The sequence below is a fragment of the Rhizobium herbae genome (assembly GCF_017873135.1).
GTDB classification, from domain to species: domain Bacteria; phylum Pseudomonadota; class Alphaproteobacteria; order Rhizobiales; family Rhizobiaceae; genus Pararhizobium; species Pararhizobium herbae.
This window is the reverse complement of sequence record NZ_JAGGJV010000001.1, coordinates 567,218-582,650: the sequence shown is the minus strand read 5'-3', so window position 1 is coordinate 582,650 and position 15,433 is coordinate 567,218. Positions and strand designations below refer to the sequence as shown.

The window sequence follows — 15,433 nt, the reverse complement described above, 5'->3', positions numbered from 1 at the left end:
GGATGATTTCACGCTATAGAGAGAATAATATTCGAAGGAGGCTCTTAATGGATCGTCTTGACCGCAAAATCCTGCGTCTGTTGCAGGAAGATTCCACGCTCGCCGTTGCCGACCTTGCCAAAAAGGTCGGTCTGTCCACCACGCCTTGCTGGCGCCGCATCCAGAAGATGGAAGAGGATGGCGTCATCCGCGGCCGCGTGGCGCTGCTCGATCCGGTCAAGGTCAATACCAAGGTCACGGTGTTCGTGTCGATCCGGACCAATACCCATTCGATCGAATGGCTGCGGCGTTTTTCCGAGGTGGTCGGCGAATTCCCGGAAGTGGTGGAATTCTACCGCATGAGCGGCGATGTCGACTATCTGCTGCGCGTCGTCGTGCCGGATATCGCTGCCTACGACGCCTTCTACAAGCGGATGATCGCCAAGATCGAAATCCGTGACGTGTCGTCTGCCTTCGCGATGGAGCAGATCAAGTATACGACACAACTGCCGCTCGACTACATGGTGATCGATCAGGCGAAGTCGAACGAGGAGTGAGGCTTTTGGCTCTTCGCCTAAACTTTTAGCTTCAGCAGGACAGCGCTGTTCGTCAGTTCGCGGACGGCATCCTTGCCGATCCATCGCGCGGTCCGGTCCGATGCTGCCGCGAGAATCCGGGCCAGCGACAGGGCTGGGCCGTGGCAATGGGCGTTGCGCTTGCCGATCTGGCGAAGCGCCCAGTTCACAGCCTTTTTCACGAAATTGCGGTCGTCACCGGCATGGGCTTCGATCAGTGCCAGCCAGGCGAGGATCGTGTCGTCCGGTTCGTCTTTCAGGTGAACGGCGCTGACGGCTATCATGGTAAAGGCCGTGCGGCGGATAAACTCCCGTTGGTCAGCGGCAAACTCCGGGATGAGGATTGCGCCCAGCCGGGCCTCGACAAAAATGTCGGCGACGCCATCAACGATTTCCCAGGAATTGAAATCACCGGCCCATAGCCTGGCCGTTTCCAGCGTCAGCTTTTCCGGCTCTGCGGTAAAGGCCGCGAGCAAGCGGGCCTCGCGAATGCCGCTTGCCCACAGAGCAAGCGCGCGGGCGTGGTGGCGCTTTATCGACCGCGCGATCCGCCGCAGTTCGGCATTGGAAATGCCGAGCGCCGTCTTCGTTTCAATGCCAAACCTCGCCATGCCGGCAAGGTTTTCCTCCGCCCGCAGCGATTTCAGATGCGCGATGACGGCATCTGCCGGCGAGGACGGCGACAGCATTATTTCTCCAGACGGGCCAATAGCGACGATGTATCCCAGCGCTTGCCGCCCATGGCCTGTACCTCCGCATAGAATTGATCGACGAGCGCGGTCACCGGCAACCTGGCACCGTTGTCGCGCGCTTCCGAAAGCACGATGTCGAGATCCTTGCGCATCCAGTCGACGGCGAAGCCGAAGTCGTATTTGCCCGTATTCATGGTCTTGTGGCGGTTTTCCATCTGCCAGGACCCGGCGGCCCCCTTGGAAATGACCTCGATGACCTTTTCGATGTCGAGACCGGCCTTCTTGCCGAAATGGATGCCTTCGGCCAGCCCCTGGACGAGGCCGGCGATGCAGATCTGGTTGACCATCTTGGTCAGCTGGCCGGAACCGGCCGGCCCCATCAGGCCGACCATGCGAGCATAGGCGTCGATGATCGGCCTGGCGCGTTCGAACACATCCGGATCGCCGCCGCACATCACCGTCAGCACGCCGTTTTCAGCACCCGCCTGGCCGCCGGATACCGGCGCGTCGATGAAATGGGCACCGCGGGCGGTGGCGGCCGCATCCAGTTCGCGGGCAACTTCGGCGGAGGCCGTGGTGTTGTCGATGAAGATCGCGCCCGACGTCAGGGTCTCGAAAGCGCCGTCCTTGCCTGTCGTGACCGAGCGCAGGTCGTCGTCGTTGCCGACGCAGGAGAAGACGAAATCGGCGCCATCGGCGGCTTCCGCCGGCGTCGGGACTGCGCGTCCGCCAAATTCCGCCGCCCATTTCTCGGCCTTCGCGAACGTCCGGTTATAGACCGTCAGCGCGTGGCCGCCCTTGATCTTCAGATGGCCGGCCATGGGATAGCCCATGACGCCGAGACCGATGAAAGCGACTTTTGCCATTCCGAATGCTCCTGTGGCGCGTATCGCGAGAGACTTAGCGGAAATGGTCCGGAGGCGGAAGGGAGAGCGTCGTTTGCGCGACTGCATTTCGTGAAAATTTGCGCATGGCAATCAGGATGTCGGGACGAAGGAACCCAGGGTAAAATGGGCGACCGCACCAGCCGTGATGGCCGCAACTGTCGTCAAAGCCAGCGTCGTGGCGTAGGGTCCTCTGCCACCCGCCGTGAATGCCAGCACGATTTTCGTTACGAGATTGACCACGACCGCGATCAGGATCGCCGCGACGGCGGCGGCAAGATCGACCGAGGTCTCCGTCAGGCGTGCCGTCGAAAGCGTGATGGCGTCGAGATCCATCAGGCCCGATACGGCCGCGACAACAAAAATCATGGTTTGGCCGATCCTGTCGACCAGAACCTTCGACACCACGATGACGGCGCCAAGCAGGGCGCCGAAACGCAGCACCTCGCCAAGCTTGAAGGGGGTTTCGAGTTGAAAGTTCGGCGTATCGTGCGTGTCGCTGCCGCGGCGGGCGATCAAAAAACTTGCGGCCAGCATCACCAGCACAGCCGGTATCAGCGCAATCGCAAGCGGTATCAGGAGAATGGGCGCCAGGACGGCGCCGATAACGAGGACGCGGATAAGCGATAGCGCCCCGGCGATCGTGGCGCCGCAGGCCAGTTGCCGCGCGCTCTGCGGTGCATCGGCTGCGAAGCGGGCAAAGGAAAGCGTCAGCGCCGTGGATGAGGCCAGTCCGCCGGCGGCACCGGCAAACAGGATGCCGCGACTGGGGCCGGCAACGCGAATGGCGGCGTAGCCGGCGAAGGAAATGGCGGCGATCGTGATCGTCAATAGCCACAAGGCGAATGGGTTCAAGGCATCCCAGGGATCGACGGTCTTGTTCGGCAGCAGGGGCAGAGCGACGAGCGTCATGGCCAGAAGAACGAGGGCTGCCCTGATTTCCAGCCAGGTCAATTGCGTCAGAAAACCGTGGAGGCTGCGTTTGGCGGCGAGCAGTGCGGTGGTAATGACCCCGCCGGCGACCGCAACCCGCAAGTCGCCGACGACTGCTATTGCACCCAGCGCGAAGACGAGGAAGGCCGCGATGACAGTGGTGACTCCATAGTCTTTCTCTGCCGCGGATTCTCGCAGCTTGAAAGCGGCAAAAGCGGCGCCGAAGAGGAGCAGCAGAGCCGCAGGCAGGATGGGTCCGGTATGTATCTGGAGGTAACCGGCAAGCCCGCCGAGAAAGCCTGAAAGGCCGAATGTGCGGATACCGGCTGTTCTGCCGCCCGAGGGCAAGTCGCGGTCCTGCCACCCCCTCTCGCAGCCCACGAGGAGGCCGGTGGCAAGCGCCACGCCGAGACGCTGGAAGACTTCAACAAGTTCCATTCGAGAATGATAGGGCCTGGAGGCGTAAGTGCAAGCGCCATCCCTACGTCCTCACCCACAGCATGCTCCGGGGCATAGGAGAATGATTTTTTGCCGGAAGAGTGTTCGCTGATCGGCTTTTCCGGTATCGCGCCTGTTTTTGATATTAATATAGTATATAGTTTTTATAGATTGCATCAATCTTGATGACAGTGGCGCCGCTGTCGTGCGCCGACAAACATCGAGAGGGATCTATCATGTTCACACGCCGACAGACACTATCGCTTTTCGGGACAGCTGCGCTCGCGGCGACACTGCCGGGAATTGCCCGTGCCTCATCCGAACCGCTCAAGGAATTGCGCCTCGGCTGGCAGAAGAATGGCGTCCTGGCGCTTGCCAAGGGAACGGGCGCGCTGGAAAAGCGCTTTGCCGATCGCGGCATTGCAATCACCTGGGCGGAATTTTCGTCCGGCCCACCGCTGCTCGAAGCGCTCGGGGCCGGCGCCATCGATTTCGGCCCGACTGGCGACGTACCGCCTCTGTTTGCGCAGGCGGCCGGCGGCAACCTGCTGTATGCGGGCACCTACAGGGGAGCCTCCGCGGGGTCCGCGATCCTGGTGCACAAGGATTCGCCGATCCAGTCGATCGGGGACCTGAAGGGCAAGCGGGTGGCATTCAAGCGGGGTTCGAGCGCCCACAATTTCACCGTCAAGGCATTGCGCAAGGCCGGTCTCGGCATTGCCGATATCGAGGCGGCCGACCTTTCGCCATCGGATGCGGCAGCCGCATTTGCCAGCAAGCAGATCGACGCCTGGTCGATCTGGGATCCATATTTTGCCGTCGCCGAGAAAGATCCCGGCACGCGCGTCCTGACCACTGCCGAGGGGATCGCCGAATCCTGGAGCTACTTCCTCAGCAACGGTGATTTCACCGCGGCGCACGGGGATGTACTCAGCGAAATCCTCGATGAGCTCGGAAAGGTCGGCGCCGCTGCGCAAAACGACCTGGACGGCACCGTGGCGGCTCTTTCGAAGATCACCGGCGTGCCGGAGGATATCCAACGGGTTGTGTTGACGCGCAAGGGGTTCAGCCTTGCCGATATCTCGACGGTGGGGCCGGAGGCGGTTGCCTATCAGCAGGCGCTGGCCGATGAGTTCTTCCAGTTGAAGATCATTCCGAAACAGTTGACAATCAGCGATATCGTCTGGAAAGGCCGGGCGAGCTGACGAGGAGCTTCACAGGCAAGAGGCGGTGCAGGTGGCACTGCCTTTTGCCTGTGAACACCTTACCGTCAACCTTGGGCCTGCTCCGTGCTGTTGTGCTTCCGGGAGCTTGCGTCGGGGCGTGTTCGCATGTCGTATTTATCTTTCCGGGAGGCGCTTGAAGCCTGGGTTTTGCGCCGTATGTCTGGTTCCGAGAGCCGCGCATTTGCTGTCGGCATAGCCATTCACCACCCGGAGGACAGGAACCATGGCCGAACGACTGAACGCGTCATGCCGCTGCGGCGGCGTCAAATTTTCCATTCCTGTGGAGTCGGCGGGGGTGTTCTGCTGCCATTGCGGCGACTGCCGCAAGGCGCATGGCAACTACATGGCGGTCATCGGTGCACCGCGCGACGACGTCCGGTTCGAGGCAGACGGCACCCTGCAATGGTACGGCTATTCGGACAAGGCGCGGCGCGGGTTCTGCTCGACCTGCGGCAGCCGTCTATTCAAGGACAATATCGGCACCGACCTGCTGATGGTCTCGGCCGGCGTCATCGATGGCGATACCGGCAAGCAGATCGTCAAGAATATCCTGACGGAGTTCAAGGGCGACTGGTACGAGCTGCCGGACGTTCACGGCGCCTGAGCGCCGTTATCAGCGCAGTTTTGCAATCACCAGATGACCGGCGATCGGCTCGCCCTCTTCCTTGCGGACGGTGATATCCGAGAATTCGACGATATCGAAGCCGATGGCATCCAGGCGCTCGCGGACATAGGGTTCGGCATGGGCGAAGCGCTGGTTGGGACCCACCATGAACGCGCGCCCGGCGAAGGTCTGTGCGGGCAGGGTCTCGCTTGAGAAGATGAACAGGCCGCCGGCATTCATGTTTTCGGCGGCGCCGAAGAACAGGGCTTCCAGCGCGCCGAGATAGGGCAGCACGTCCGTCGCGGTGATCAGATCGAAGGGCTCGTCGTTATTGTCCTCGAGAAAATCGACGACTTCGGCGACGTAGAGCGTCTCGTACACGTCTTTTTCGTGGGCGATCTCGACCATGTTTTCCGACAGGTCGATGCCGGTGATATCGTCAGCCATGTCGCGCAGCGCGCCGCCGGTCAGGCCCGTGCCGCAGCCGAGATCAAGGACCCGGGCAAAGGGGCCGAGGTTCAGTGCCTGCAGCCGCTGGCGGACCAGCATCGGCACGTGATAGTCGAGCTGTTCGACGAGCACGTCCTCGAACACATCCGCATGCTGGTCGAACAGGGTGGTGACATAGGCGTCCGGCGCCTTGTCGGGCGTCTCGCCGCGTCCCATCGAAGCGATGCGAACGGCGGCGCCGCCGTGATCGTCCGGATCGATCGCCAGAACCTCTTCATAGGCTTTGACAGCAGCCTCGACGTCGCCGGATTTCTCCAGGGCAAGCGCGCGGTTATAGGCTTCGGCGAGGGCTTCTTCATCGATCTTCTGCATGGCCGCGTCTTTACGGCGCGGGATGGCGTTTGGCAATGCGAAAACCCACGCGCACGGACGGTTTGCGGCCGGAAAAACGTTTATCGCGGTCGGAAACGGGCGCATGATGCGCAAAACAACAAAAGCTCGGGAGGAAATGATCATGGCCGCGGAATTCAGTCCGATTGGTCTGCTCAAGGACGAGAGCGAAGCCAAAAGCCCGCCTTTGCCGGCAACGCCCGCAGAGACGATCACGGCGCTCGTCCACTACTATCGCGGTGAAATGGGCCGGATGGCGGGCTGGCGCGACCGCATCGACCGCACGTCGAACTGGGCGACCACCGTGGCGGCGGCCCTGCTCTCGGTTTCGCTATCGACCCCGGCTTCGCATCATGGCGTGCTGCTCTTTGCCATGCTGCTGATCACGCTGCTGTTGTTCATAGAGGCGCGGCGGTACCGGTTCTTCGATGTCTACCGCGCCCGCGTTCGCCGCATGGAGCGCGGCTATTTTGCCCAGATGCTGGCTCCACAGGCGCCCTTCAAGCCGAACTGGGCGGCACCCATCGCCGACAGCCTGCGTCGTCCGGCCTTCCTGATGAGCTATCGCGAGGCGGTTTGCCGAAGGTTGCGGCGCAATTACTGCTGGATGTATCTCATCCTGCTTCTGGCCTGGGCCCTGAAAATATCCTCGCCGATCCTGCAGGCCAATGGCGGCGAGGCCCGGCAGGTGAGTTCGCTAGGCGAGGTGACCGCGAATGCAGCGCTTGGTCCTGTTCCGGGCTGGCTGGTGATCGGTCTTGTCATCGTCTTTTACGTCCTCATGGCCTATGCGGCGCTTCACAAGGAGCCGGGCGAGGGCGAACTGGCGCATGGCGAGGTTCATGTCTGATCGGTGAAACAGGTGGGCTGATGGCAGGTGCAGGATTTCTTGATTGTGATCTGCGCCCGCTGCTGGTTTTATCGCGCCTTCATTGACATGAGGGAGACGACGATGGCGGAAAAAGTTGCAATCATCACGGCTGGCGGGTCCGGCATGGGTGCTGTTTCGGCACGCCGGCTGGCGGCGGAAGGCTATCGCGTCGCTATCCTCTCGTCCTCCGGCAAGGGAGAGGCGCTGGCGCAGGAACTCGGCGGCATCGGCGTGACCGGTTCCAACCAGTCCAACGACGACCTGAAGCGTCTGGTCGATGCGGCCTATGGCAAATGGGGCAGGGTGGATGCGCTGGTCAATTCGGCCGGACACGGGCCGCGCGCTGCGGTCCTGGATCTCACGGACGATGACTGGCACAAGGGGATGGACGTCTACTTTCTCAATGTCGTGCGTCCGACGCGGCTGGTGACGCCGATCATGCTGGAACAGAAATCCGGCAGCATCGTCAATATCTCGACCTATGCGACCTTCGAGCCGGACCCGCTGTTTCCGACATCCGGCGTCTTCCGCTCGGGCCTTGCCGCCTTCACCAAGCTTTTTGCCGACAAGTACGCTGGCGACAACATCCGCATGAACAACGTGCTGCCGGGCTTCATCGACAGCCTGCCGGAGACCGAGGAACGGCGCCTGCGCATCCCGATGGGCCGCTATGGCACATCGGAGGAAGTGGCCGAGCTGGTGGCGCTTCTGGCGACCGACCGCGGCGGTTATATCACCGGCCAGAACATCCGCATCGACGGCGGCATCACGCGCTCGGTGTAAAATGCTTATCTCCGGGGCGAGCGATCAGTTGATGATGAACTCGCCCTTGAGGGCCCGCCAGTCCGAGGCCGAGATCAGCTTGCGGTGGACATAGCGCACCGAATGCAAGGGGCCTTCGAGCTTTTCCTGCCAGAATTTCAGGAAGCTCTTCATTTCCGGAAAATCGGGGGCAAGATCGTAGTGCTGCCAGATATAGGTCTGCAGGAAGCTCGGATGATCGGGCATGCGATACAGGATCTGGGCCGTCGTCAGGCCGTAACCCTTGAGCTGCAGTTCCAGTTCGTGCGTCATTTCGGACCTCATTTTGCTGATGATGGTCCCTGCTATTGAAGCACCTGATTGGTTAACCGGCTATTAATATTATTCGTGCGGTGAAAAAATAGCGTTCAAAAACAAGAGATTGGCAGCATGCTATTGAGAGTGCTGCCAATTCTCCCTCCGGTTCAGCGCTTCAGGTGGCGTGTCAGGCGCGTTTCGATCCAGGCCCAGAGGTTGCGCAGCATCTCGACCATGATGAGGTAAAGGACCGCAGCCCAGAGATACATCTGGAAATCATAGGTTCGCGAGAAGGCACGGCGTGTTTCGCCCATCAGGTCGAACACGGTGACGATCGCGACGATGGCCGAGCCCTTGATCATCAGGATGATTTCGTTGCCGTAGGGGCGCAGGGCCACGATCATTGCCTGCGGCAGGATGATCTTGAAGAAGGCGACGCGCTTCGGCAGGCCAAGGGCCGCGGCACCCTCGTGCTGGCCGCGCGGCACGCTCTGGATGGCGCCGCGCAGGATTTCGGCCTGATAGGCGGCGGTGTTGAGCGTGAAGGTCAAAAGCGCGCAGAACCACGCGTCCTTGAACAGCGACCACAGGCCGACGGCCTCCAGGTACGGGCGGAAACTGCCGAGCCCGTAATAGACAAGGAAGAGCTGGGTGATCAGCGGCGTGCCACGGAAGAAATAGACATAGGCATAGGCGATCCAGGAGATCACCTTGTTCTTGGTCATCCGGCCATAGGCCAGCGGCAGGGACAGAATGCCGCCGAGCACGATGGAAATACTGACGAGCGTCAGCGTGACGCCGAGCCCGGAAATGAAACTGGGGCCGTATTTGGCGAATTTCTCGGGGCTCCAGGATTCGACGACAAACAGGAAGATGCCGACGGACGCAGCCAGCCAGATGCCGAGCGCGACGCGGCCGATCAGCCGCGAAAGCGTGTAGCGCCGCAGGGCCTCCGGCGGCGGCGGCAGCGCAGGCAGCATGGTTTCGGCATGGCTCATCGGGCGACCTCCGAACGTTTGGTCCAGCGCTCGAGCGCGGAAAAGACCAGCGAGGATGCCATCGCCAGGATCAGGAACAGCAGGCAGGCGATCGAGAAGAATTCGAAGGCGTTCTTGGTGACGCGCGCGGCGACGCCGGTCTGGCGCAGAATGTCCGGCAGGCCGATGACCGAGACCAATGCCGTATCCTTCAGAAGCGCCATCCAGAGATTGCCGAGGCCGGGCAGGGCGATGCGCACCAGCTGCGGCAGGATGATCAGCCGCATGGTCTTGCCGCGATGAAAGCCGAGGGCGTCGCCGGCCTCGTACTGGCCGCGCGGAATGGCCTTGAAGGCGGACAAAAGCACTTCCGAGCAATAGGCGGAGAAGACGACGCCAAGCGCGATCATGCCGGCGATGAAGGCGTTGATCTCGACCGGTCCCTCGTAGCCGACGGCCGCCATCACCCGCTGGGCGACGATCTGCAGGCCGTAATAGACGATGAACAGCGTCAAAAGCTCCGGCAGTCCCCGGAAGATGGTGGTGTAGATGTTGGTCGCCAGCCGCAGCGATTTTTCCTCGGACTGTTTCGCCAATGCGATGAAGAAACCCAAGAAAAGCCCGATGGGCAGGGTGCAGATCGCCAGGCTGGCCGTGATCATGAAGCCATAGGCGATCTCGTCGCCCCAGCCGGTGTCGCCGCATGACAGGAGCGTGTCCGCCGCGAAAAGCCGGAAGATGCCGATCGGGCCGCACATCGGATCGATCATGCCGGCGAACCACGAGACAACGGAAGAGAGGGCAGCAAAAGCAGCCTGCATACGTCAGATTTCCCCTGCACGGCCTTGTGGCTCGCTTGTTGTTATGATGAGTTGTCAGGCAAAAATGGCGGAAGGGCAAGCCTCCCGCCATCGTATTTCAGAGGCGTGTAAAGATTATCCGCCGTAAACGTCGAAGTCGAAGTACTTGTCGTTGATTTCCTTGTACTTGCCGTTGGCGCGGATTGCCTTGATGGCAGCGTTGAACTTGTCCTTCAAGGCTGTGTCACCCTTGCGCACGGCAATGCCGGCGCCGATGCCGTTGATCTCCGGATCGGGTGCCAGGGCTTTCAGAATCTTGCAGCAGGCACCGTCTTCGGTCTTCAGCCAGGAGGAAAGGACCACGACGTCGTCGATGACGGCATCGACGCGGCCGTTGGCGACGTCAAGCTTGTACTCGTCCGGCGTCGGGTAGAGCTTCAATTCCGATTGCTTGAAGAAGGCTTCGGCGTAGTTGGAATGAGTCGTCGACGACTGCGCACCCAGCGTCTTGCCGGCGAGGCCTGCTTCTGTTGCTTCGGTGATCGGCGAATCCTTCGGAACGACGATGGCAGGCCCGGTGTTGTAGTATTTGTCGGTGAAATCGACCTTCTCCAGACGCTCCGGCGTGATCGACATCGATGCGACGATCGCGTCGAACTTCTTGGCGAGCAGGGCCGGAATGATACCGTCCCAATCCTGGGTCACGAAGGTGCATTCGGCCTTCATCTCGACGCAGAGCGCCTTGGCAATGTCGATATCGAAGCCGGTCAGCGTGCCGTCCGCCTCGAGATTGTTGAAGGGCGGGTAGGCGCCTTCCGTGCCGATGACGATCTTTTCGCCGTCGGCCATGGCAGAGCCGGCCATGAGCGCGAAAACAGCTGCCGAAGCTGCCATGGCGAAACGTCTTGAAATACGCATGTTGATCCTCTCTGTTGGCAGGCGGCCGGTTTTTTCTTCTTCGCGGCCACCGACATGCCGACCGTCGTTACGGCCGGGCTGCGCGGATATTCCTACGCTTTAAATGGAAAAATCAACAGGAAACGAAGCTCGCCTTGATGAATTGTCCGCACATCGTCATGCGTCGGGCTGGCTTCCTGCCGGCGTCGTCCTATCTCCCCCCTGGATGAACAGGGCATTCATCCTGAGTTAATGCGGGTTTCGCTAATCCTCGTTGGCTGATTTGAACCGGTGCGCCTTCTTTTCACCGCTTGGGTCTGCCCAAAGATGAAGAAAGAAGAAGGCCGGGACGTCCACCGGTTGGAAATAAAGAAACGGGACCTCTGAAGGAGGAAATACATGAGCATTCGATCCAAACTTTTCGCGACGGTGGCGTTTCCCATGCTGTCGATGTCGATCGCCATCCAGCCGGCTCTGGCCGACAGTTTGATGAAGCCGTTCGAAGTCGCGCAGGAAAATGGCGTCGCACAACCAGACGGTGGAGAACCGACACCAGAGGAATTGCTGCGCAAGAAGCGCAAGCAGCGCGCCGAACAGACTGAGGAGCAGCCGGCCCAGGAAGAACAGCCAAGCCGCGCCGAGCGCCGCAAGAAGCGGCAGGATGCCGAGCAACAGCAGGAGCCACAGCAGGAAGCCCAGCCGGCGCAGGAGGAGCAGCCGAGCCGTGCCGAGCGCAAGAAGCGCCAGCAGGCCGAACAGCAGCAGGAAGCCCAGCCGGCACAGGAAGAGCAGCCGAGCCGTGCCGAACGCAAGAAGCGTCAGCAGGCCGAGCAGCAGCAGGAAGAAGCCCAGCCTTCCGCCGACGACGATGCCGCAAAGGCCGCCGAAGAGAAGATCAAGGCCCGCGCCGAGCGCAAGAAGCGCCAGCAGGCCGAACAGCAGCAGGAAGAGGCCCAGCCTTCCACTGACGACGATGCCGCGAAGGCCGCCGACGAGAAGGCCAAGGCGCGTGCCGAGCGCAAGAAGCGCCAGCAGGCCGAACAGCAGCCGGAAGAGGTTCAGCCTTCCACTGACGACGATGCTGCGAAGGCCGCTGCCGACGAAAAGGCCAAGGCCCGCGCCGAGCGCAAGAAGCGTCAGGATGCCGAGCAGCCGCAGCAGGAAGAAGCGCAGCCATCAACAGGCGACGACGACGCGCAGAAGGCTGCCGAGGAACGCCGCCGTATTCGTGCCGAGCAGAAGGCGCGTGCCCAGAGCGAAACGCAGGGCCAGCAGCCGGTGGCCGAGGACGAACTGCGTCCGGCGGTTGACGGCGACGGCCAATCGACCACGGACCGCAAGCGGCCCGATCGTCGCAAGCCGATCCCCAAGGTCGTCGATACGCGCACCGAGGAAGAAAAGCAGATCATCGCCCGAGATCCGTCCAAGAGCGACGACACGGTCGTCCTTCCGGTCGACAACGGCGCTGCCGTTCTCGACAGCGACAAGGACGCCGACAACGCCGATGGCAACGCCCGCGAAAAACGCCGCAAGCAGCGTGAACGCGCCCGGGCCGATGATGAGAACGTCGAGGTTCCAAAGAGCGACGAGGAAGCCCAGTCGCGCCGCAAGGATCGCCGTCCGACGCGTGAGGAACTGGGAGCCGGCATCAAGGAAGAAGGCCGCAGGGTCGATCGCGCTCCGGAATTCGGCGTCAACGAACTGATCGACGCTTTCACCGGCGCCGATCGCCGCCGGCCGAGGATCGACGAGACGCGCGACAACCGCACGGTTCTCGATTTCGGCGACCAGATCATCGTTCGTGGCGACGATCGTCCGCGCCTGCGCCGCAACGCCCAGGAAACCTTCTATGAGGAACTGTCGCGCGGCCGGTCGCGCGAGACGATCGAGCGGCCGAACGGCGTGCGCATCGTGACGATCTACAATCGTTACGGCGACATCATTCAGCGTTCGCGGATCGACCGGGACGGGCGTGAATATCTGATGATCTACGCGCCTGAAGCCGGCGAAGGTCCGCGTCCGCCGAGCTTTGACGCCGGTGATGATCTGCCGCCGATGCGCCTGCGCGTACCGGTTCGCGACTACATCATCGATACGTCGAGCGAGCCCGACCGCGACTATTACGACTTCCTGGCCGAACCGCCGGTGGAGCAGGTCGAGCGCACCTACACGATCGACGAGGTGAGAAATTCGGCCCGTATCCGCGACAAGGTGCGCCGTATCGATCTCGATACGATCACCTTTGCGACCGGCAGTGCGGAAGTACCGCTGTCGCAGGCCAAAACCCTGCGCAAGGTGGCCGATGCCATGCTGGAAGTGATCGAGAAGGATCCGGGCGAGACCTTCTTCATCGAAGGCCATACGGACGCGGTGGGTGGCGACGAGCCGAACCTGGTGCTTTCCGACGAACGCGCCGAATCGGTCGCCTCGCTTCTGACCGAGGTCTACGACATTCCGGCGGAGAACCTGGTTACGCAGGGCTATGGCGAGCGCTTCCTCAAGGTTCGCACGCTCGAAGCCGAGCAGCAGAACCGCCGCGTGACAATCCGTCGCGTGACGCCGCTTGTCCGTCCCGTGGCCCAGAATTAGCCATAGTTCGGCCTCTCATAGAGATGCCGTTGCGAACGGCCCGGTGCACCCTGCACCGGGCCGTTTTGCATGACGCTTCCTCTTTTTCCGCCGTTTCCCGCTGGTGCGGGACTGTGAGACCTGTTGTGAAAATCCCTCTCTCTGCACTTTTGATGGTCGCTTTGGCCAGCCATGCGTCTCTTGCCGCGACCCGGCTGGTGGAGCCGCAACTGAAGCTTGAGAAACAGCCAAAAGGCGCAGTTCCCCGCGTCGCGCTGACCTTCGACGCCTGCAGCGGCAGGACGGACGAGCGCATCTTATCGACGCTGATCGACAACAATATACCGGCGACCATCTTCGTGACCGCCCGCTGGCTGAAGCGCAACAATGCGGCGATCGCCGCGTTCAAGGCGCATCCGGATCTTTTCGAGATCGAGAATCACGGGGCGATGCATGTTCCAGCCGTCGACCAGCCGGTATCGATCTACGGCATTCCGGCGGCCGGCAGCCCGAAGGCGGTCGAGGCTGAGGTCGCGGGCGGCGCCGCTGCCATCGAAGAACAGGGGCTGACGCCGCACTGGTTTCGCGGCGCGACGGCAAAATACAGCCTGTCGTCGATCGGCCAGATCAGACAGATGGGCTTTCGCGTCGCCGGTTATTCGGTGAACGGCGACGGCGGTTCGCTGCTCGGCGCTTCGGCAGCGGAAAAACGGATCGCGGCCTCAAAGGACGGCGACGTGATCATCGCCCATATCAACCAGCCGGCGCATGCCGCCGGCCCAGGCGTCGTCAAGGGCATCCTTGACCTGAAGGCCAGGGGATACGCCTTCGTCCGGCTCGATGACGCGACGGAAGACGGCAGCGACGAAACCACCAACTGATTTTGCCCGGTCATCCGGGTTGTTTTATCAGCCCGGTGGTGCGCTCGATGAAATCGGCGATTGCTGTCGTGTCGTCGAGATCGAACAGAACGAGCCCGGTATCTTCGACCGGATGATCCGCGGCAATCGCCACGATATGCGGGTCGGTCGGGGCCAGCGGTTCGCGGTTCTGCGCTTCCAGCCGCCGCGCCTCGATCTTCGGGATCGGCTCGCGCTTGTATCCTTCGATCAAAACGAGATCGCAGGGGGCGAGGCGGGCCAGAATTTCGGGAAAACTCGGTTCCGGTGCGCCCCGCAATTCGTGCATGATGGCGTAGCGCGTGCCGGAGACGATCGTCACTTCATGGGCGCCCGCCTCGCGATGGCGAAAGCTGTCGGCGCCGACCTTGTCGATATCGAAATCATGGTGGGCATGCTTGACCGTCGAGACGCGGTAGCCACGACGGGTCAATTCGGTGACCAGCCGGACGGCAAGGCCGGTCTTGCCGGAATTCTTCCAGCCGGCAATTCCGAAGACTTTGGGGTCGAGGATTTCAGGAGGTGTCATCTTTCGGTCTCCTCGATGAGCGGTAGCCAGTGTTCGGCCGTTTCAAGATCGCCCGGCGTATTGATATTGAAGAACGGATCGATCGGGCCTTCCGCGGTTTCAACCACGGGAAAATCCACTTCCGCCACCGGATGACGTTCGATGAATCCGCGCACGCGGCGCTTTTCGTCGGTCAACAGCCAGTGTTCGAGTTCATCGGCAAGGGCGACCGGCCAGAGGGCAAAGACCGGGTGCATGACGCCAGCCGAATAGGCAACGGCGATCTGGCCGGGCTGGGTGATTGCTGCCTGAAGGCGGGAGACGAGATTCAGCGGGAAAAACGGCGTATCGGTCGGAACGGTGGCGATGTGGCTGGCCACGGGCAAGTGCCTTTCCGCGTGGCGCATCCCCGATAGCACCCCTGCCATCGGTCCGGCATGGCCCGGAACGGTATCGGCAAAGACGGGGACGCCGGGAGCGAACTCCAAACCGGTGGCCGTATTGCTGTTGACGCTGAGGCCGTCCGTCTGTGGCGCGAGGCGCTCGATGACGTGGTGAACAAGCGGTTTGCCGCCCAGCATTACCGCCGCCTTGTCGCTGCCCATGCGGAAAGACCGGCCGCCGGCAAGGACGACGCCACGCGGGAGATGTACCGGGAGAATTGCCGATACGCTCATCGCATC

The 15,433-nt window shown here is 61.8% G+C and carries 17 protein-coding genes; 7 read left to right on the top strand and 10 right to left on the bottom strand.

The genetic code is table 11. From position 1 onward, the window contains the following. The first annotated feature begins 47 nt into the window (after positions 1 to 47). Positions 48 to 536 (top strand): Lrp/AsnC family transcriptional regulator, encoded by a 489-nt coding sequence (locus tag J2Z75_RS02950; RefSeq protein ID WP_209847502.1) that lies wholly within the window; start codon positions 48 to 50, stop codon positions 534 to 536. A gap of 17 nt (positions 537 to 553) precedes the next feature. Here J2Z75_RS02950 and J2Z75_RS02945 read toward each other — a convergent pair whose 3' ends face one another. The 3 genes from J2Z75_RS02945 to J2Z75_RS02935 are packed head-to-tail and all read right to left on the bottom strand — an operon-like array spanning position 554 to position 3,501. Further along, a complete protein-coding gene (locus J2Z75_RS02945; protein ID WP_234937102.1) occupies positions 554 to 1,243 on the bottom strand; it encodes a DNA alkylation repair protein in 690 nt (229 codons plus the stop codon). Next, positions 1,243 to 2,199 carry an NAD(P)-dependent oxidoreductase gene (locus J2Z75_RS02940; protein ID WP_209847499.1) on the bottom strand — a complete coding sequence of 319 codons (957 nt, stop codon included), beginning with the start codon at positions 2,197 to 2,199 and terminating at the stop codon, positions 1,243 to 1,245. Before J2Z75_RS02940 ends, J2Z75_RS02945 begins: the two co-directional genes overlap by 1 nt. 24 nt (positions 2,200 to 2,223) lie before the next feature. Next, positions 2,224 to 3,501: an MgtC/SapB family protein gene (locus J2Z75_RS02935; protein WP_209847496.1), complete on the bottom strand. Its 1,278-nt coding sequence runs from the start codon at positions 3,499 to 3,501 to the stop codon at positions 2,224 to 2,226. A gap of 236 nt (positions 3,502 to 3,737) precedes the next feature. Here J2Z75_RS02935 and J2Z75_RS02930 point away from each other — a divergent pair, with 236 nt between their 5' ends. Then, a complete protein-coding gene (locus J2Z75_RS02930; RefSeq protein ID WP_209847493.1) occupies positions 3,738 to 4,706 on the top strand; it encodes an aliphatic sulfonate ABC transporter substrate-binding protein in 969 nt (322 codons plus the stop codon). A gap of 244 nt (positions 4,707 to 4,950) precedes the next feature. After that, positions 4,951 to 5,331, top strand: a complete 381-nt coding sequence (locus tag J2Z75_RS02925) for a GFA family protein (RefSeq protein WP_209847490.1) — start codon at positions 4,951 to 4,953, stop codon at positions 5,329 to 5,331. A 9-nt stretch (positions 5,332 to 5,340) separates the two neighbouring features. Here the strand turns inward: J2Z75_RS02925 and J2Z75_RS02920 are convergent, their stop codons facing one another. Then, on the bottom strand, positions 5,341 to 6,153 hold the full coding sequence (locus tag J2Z75_RS02920; protein ID WP_209847487.1) for a methyltransferase domain-containing protein: 813 nt from the start codon (positions 6,151 to 6,153) through the stop codon (positions 5,341 to 5,343). 142 nt (positions 6,154 to 6,295) lie between these two features. Between J2Z75_RS02920 and J2Z75_RS02915 the strand changes: the two genes are divergently transcribed. Together J2Z75_RS02915 and J2Z75_RS02910 are read left to right on the top strand one after the other, a co-directional pair. Continuing rightward, positions 6,296 to 7,021 carry a DUF2270 domain-containing protein gene (locus J2Z75_RS02915; protein WP_209847484.1) on the top strand — a complete coding sequence of 242 codons (726 nt, stop codon included), beginning with the start codon at positions 6,296 to 6,298 and terminating at the stop codon, positions 7,019 to 7,021. A 102-nt stretch (positions 7,022 to 7,123) separates the two neighbouring features. Further along, entirely contained in the window at positions 7,124 to 7,825 is a 702-nt protein-coding gene (locus J2Z75_RS02910; RefSeq protein ID WP_209847481.1) for an SDR family oxidoreductase, read from the top strand. A 24-nt stretch (positions 7,826 to 7,849) separates the two neighbouring features. Here the strand turns inward: J2Z75_RS02910 and J2Z75_RS02905 are convergent, their stop codons facing one another. From J2Z75_RS02905 to J2Z75_RS02890, 4 genes are all read right to left on the bottom strand, one after another. Next, on the bottom strand, positions 7,850 to 8,116 hold the full coding sequence (locus J2Z75_RS02905) for an usg protein (protein ID WP_209847478.1): 267 nt from the start codon (positions 8,114 to 8,116) through the stop codon (positions 7,850 to 7,852). 152 nt (positions 8,117 to 8,268) lie between these two features. Next, positions 8,269 to 9,099, bottom strand: coding sequence for an ABC transporter permease (locus tag J2Z75_RS02900; RefSeq protein WP_209847475.1), 831 nt, complete (start codon positions 9,097 to 9,099; stop codon positions 8,269 to 8,271). Then, positions 9,096 to 9,899, bottom strand: a complete 804-nt coding sequence (locus J2Z75_RS02895; RefSeq protein ID WP_209847472.1) for an ABC transporter permease — start codon at positions 9,897 to 9,899, stop codon at positions 9,096 to 9,098. The genes J2Z75_RS02900 and J2Z75_RS02895 overlap by 4 nt, the downstream gene beginning before the upstream one ends. Before the next feature lie 114 nt (positions 9,900 to 10,013). Next, positions 10,014 to 10,796, bottom strand: coding sequence for an ABC transporter substrate-binding protein (locus J2Z75_RS02890; RefSeq protein WP_209847470.1), 783 nt, complete (start codon positions 10,794 to 10,796; stop codon positions 10,014 to 10,016). A 378-nt stretch (positions 10,797 to 11,174) separates the two neighbouring features. Here J2Z75_RS02890 and J2Z75_RS02885 point away from each other — a divergent pair, with 378 nt between their 5' ends. Next, positions 11,175 to 13,364: an OmpA family protein gene (locus J2Z75_RS02885; protein WP_209847466.1), complete on the top strand. Its 2,190-nt coding sequence runs from the start codon at positions 11,175 to 11,177 to the stop codon at positions 13,362 to 13,364. Positions 13,365 to 13,516: 152 nt separating this feature from the next. Next, positions 13,517 to 14,224, top strand: coding sequence for a polysaccharide deacetylase family protein (locus J2Z75_RS02880; protein ID WP_407692738.1), 708 nt, complete (start codon positions 13,517 to 13,519; stop codon positions 14,222 to 14,224). A 10-nt stretch (positions 14,225 to 14,234) separates the two neighbouring features. On the opposite strand, the gene mobB is transcribed toward J2Z75_RS02880, so the two are convergent. Both mobB and mobA read right to left on the bottom strand, forming a co-directional pair. Further along, positions 14,235 to 14,756: a molybdopterin-guanine dinucleotide biosynthesis protein B gene (gene mobB, locus J2Z75_RS02875; RefSeq protein ID WP_209848736.1), complete on the bottom strand. Its 522-nt coding sequence runs from the start codon at positions 14,754 to 14,756 to the stop codon at positions 14,235 to 14,237. An 11-nt stretch (positions 14,757 to 14,767) separates the two neighbouring features. Beyond that, positions 14,768 to 15,427: a molybdenum cofactor guanylyltransferase MobA gene (gene mobA / locus J2Z75_RS02870; RefSeq protein ID WP_209847460.1), complete on the bottom strand. Its 660-nt coding sequence runs from the start codon at positions 15,425 to 15,427 to the stop codon at positions 14,768 to 14,770. Positions 15,428 to 15,433 lie beyond the last annotated feature (6 nt).

What these genes read in the sequence shown, in the direction of transcription:
- J2Z75_RS02940 (WP_209847499.1), bottom strand. Translation starts at nt 2,199, where the DNA reads ATGCAGTCGCGCAAACGACGCTCTCCCTTCCGCCTCCGGACCATTTCC.
- J2Z75_RS02885 (WP_209847466.1), top strand. Translation starts at nt 11,175, where the DNA reads ATGAGCATTCGATCCAAACTTTTCGCGACGGTGGCGTTTCCCATGCTG.
- J2Z75_RS02890 (WP_209847470.1), bottom strand. Translation starts at nt 10,796, where the DNA reads ATGCGTATTTCAAGACGTTTCGCCATGGCAGCTTCGGCAGCTGTTTTC.
- J2Z75_RS02920 (WP_209847487.1), bottom strand. Translation starts at nt 6,153, where the DNA reads ATGCAGAAGATCGATGAAGAAGCCCTCGCCGAAGCCTATAACCGCGCG.
- mobA (WP_209847460.1), bottom strand. Translation starts at nt 15,427, where the DNA reads ATGAGCGTATCGGCAATTCTCCCGGTACATCTCCCGCGTGGCGTCGTC.
- J2Z75_RS02905 (WP_209847478.1), bottom strand. Translation starts at nt 8,116, where the DNA reads ATGACGCACGAACTGGAACTGCAGCTCAAGGGTTACGGCCTGACGACG.
- J2Z75_RS02950 (WP_209847502.1), top strand. Translation starts at nt 48, where the DNA reads ATGGATCGTCTTGACCGCAAAATCCTGCGTCTGTTGCAGGAAGATTCC.
- J2Z75_RS02880 (WP_407692738.1), top strand. Translation starts at nt 13,517, where the DNA reads ATGGTCGCTTTGGCCAGCCATGCGTCTCTTGCCGCGACCCGGCTGGTG.
- J2Z75_RS02930 (WP_209847493.1), top strand. Translation starts at nt 3,738, where the DNA reads ATGTTCACACGCCGACAGACACTATCGCTTTTCGGGACAGCTGCGCTC.
- J2Z75_RS02895 (WP_209847472.1), bottom strand. Translation starts at nt 9,899, where the DNA reads ATGCAGGCTGCTTTTGCTGCCCTCTCTTCCGTTGTCTCGTGGTTCGCC.
- J2Z75_RS02925 (WP_209847490.1), top strand. Translation starts at nt 4,951, where the DNA reads ATGGCCGAACGACTGAACGCGTCATGCCGCTGCGGCGGCGTCAAATTT.
- J2Z75_RS02900 (WP_209847475.1), bottom strand. Translation starts at nt 9,099, where the DNA reads ATGAGCCATGCCGAAACCATGCTGCCTGCGCTGCCGCCGCCGCCGGAG.
- J2Z75_RS02935 (WP_209847496.1), bottom strand. Translation starts at nt 3,501, where the DNA reads ATGGAACTTGTTGAAGTCTTCCAGCGTCTCGGCGTGGCGCTTGCCACC.
- J2Z75_RS02945 (WP_234937102.1), bottom strand. Translation starts at nt 1,243, where the DNA reads ATGCTGTCGCCGTCCTCGCCGGCAGATGCCGTCATCGCGCATCTGAAA.
- J2Z75_RS02910 (WP_209847481.1), top strand. Translation starts at nt 7,124, where the DNA reads ATGGCGGAAAAAGTTGCAATCATCACGGCTGGCGGGTCCGGCATGGGT.
- J2Z75_RS02915 (WP_209847484.1), top strand. Translation starts at nt 6,296, where the DNA reads ATGGCCGCGGAATTCAGTCCGATTGGTCTGCTCAAGGACGAGAGCGAA.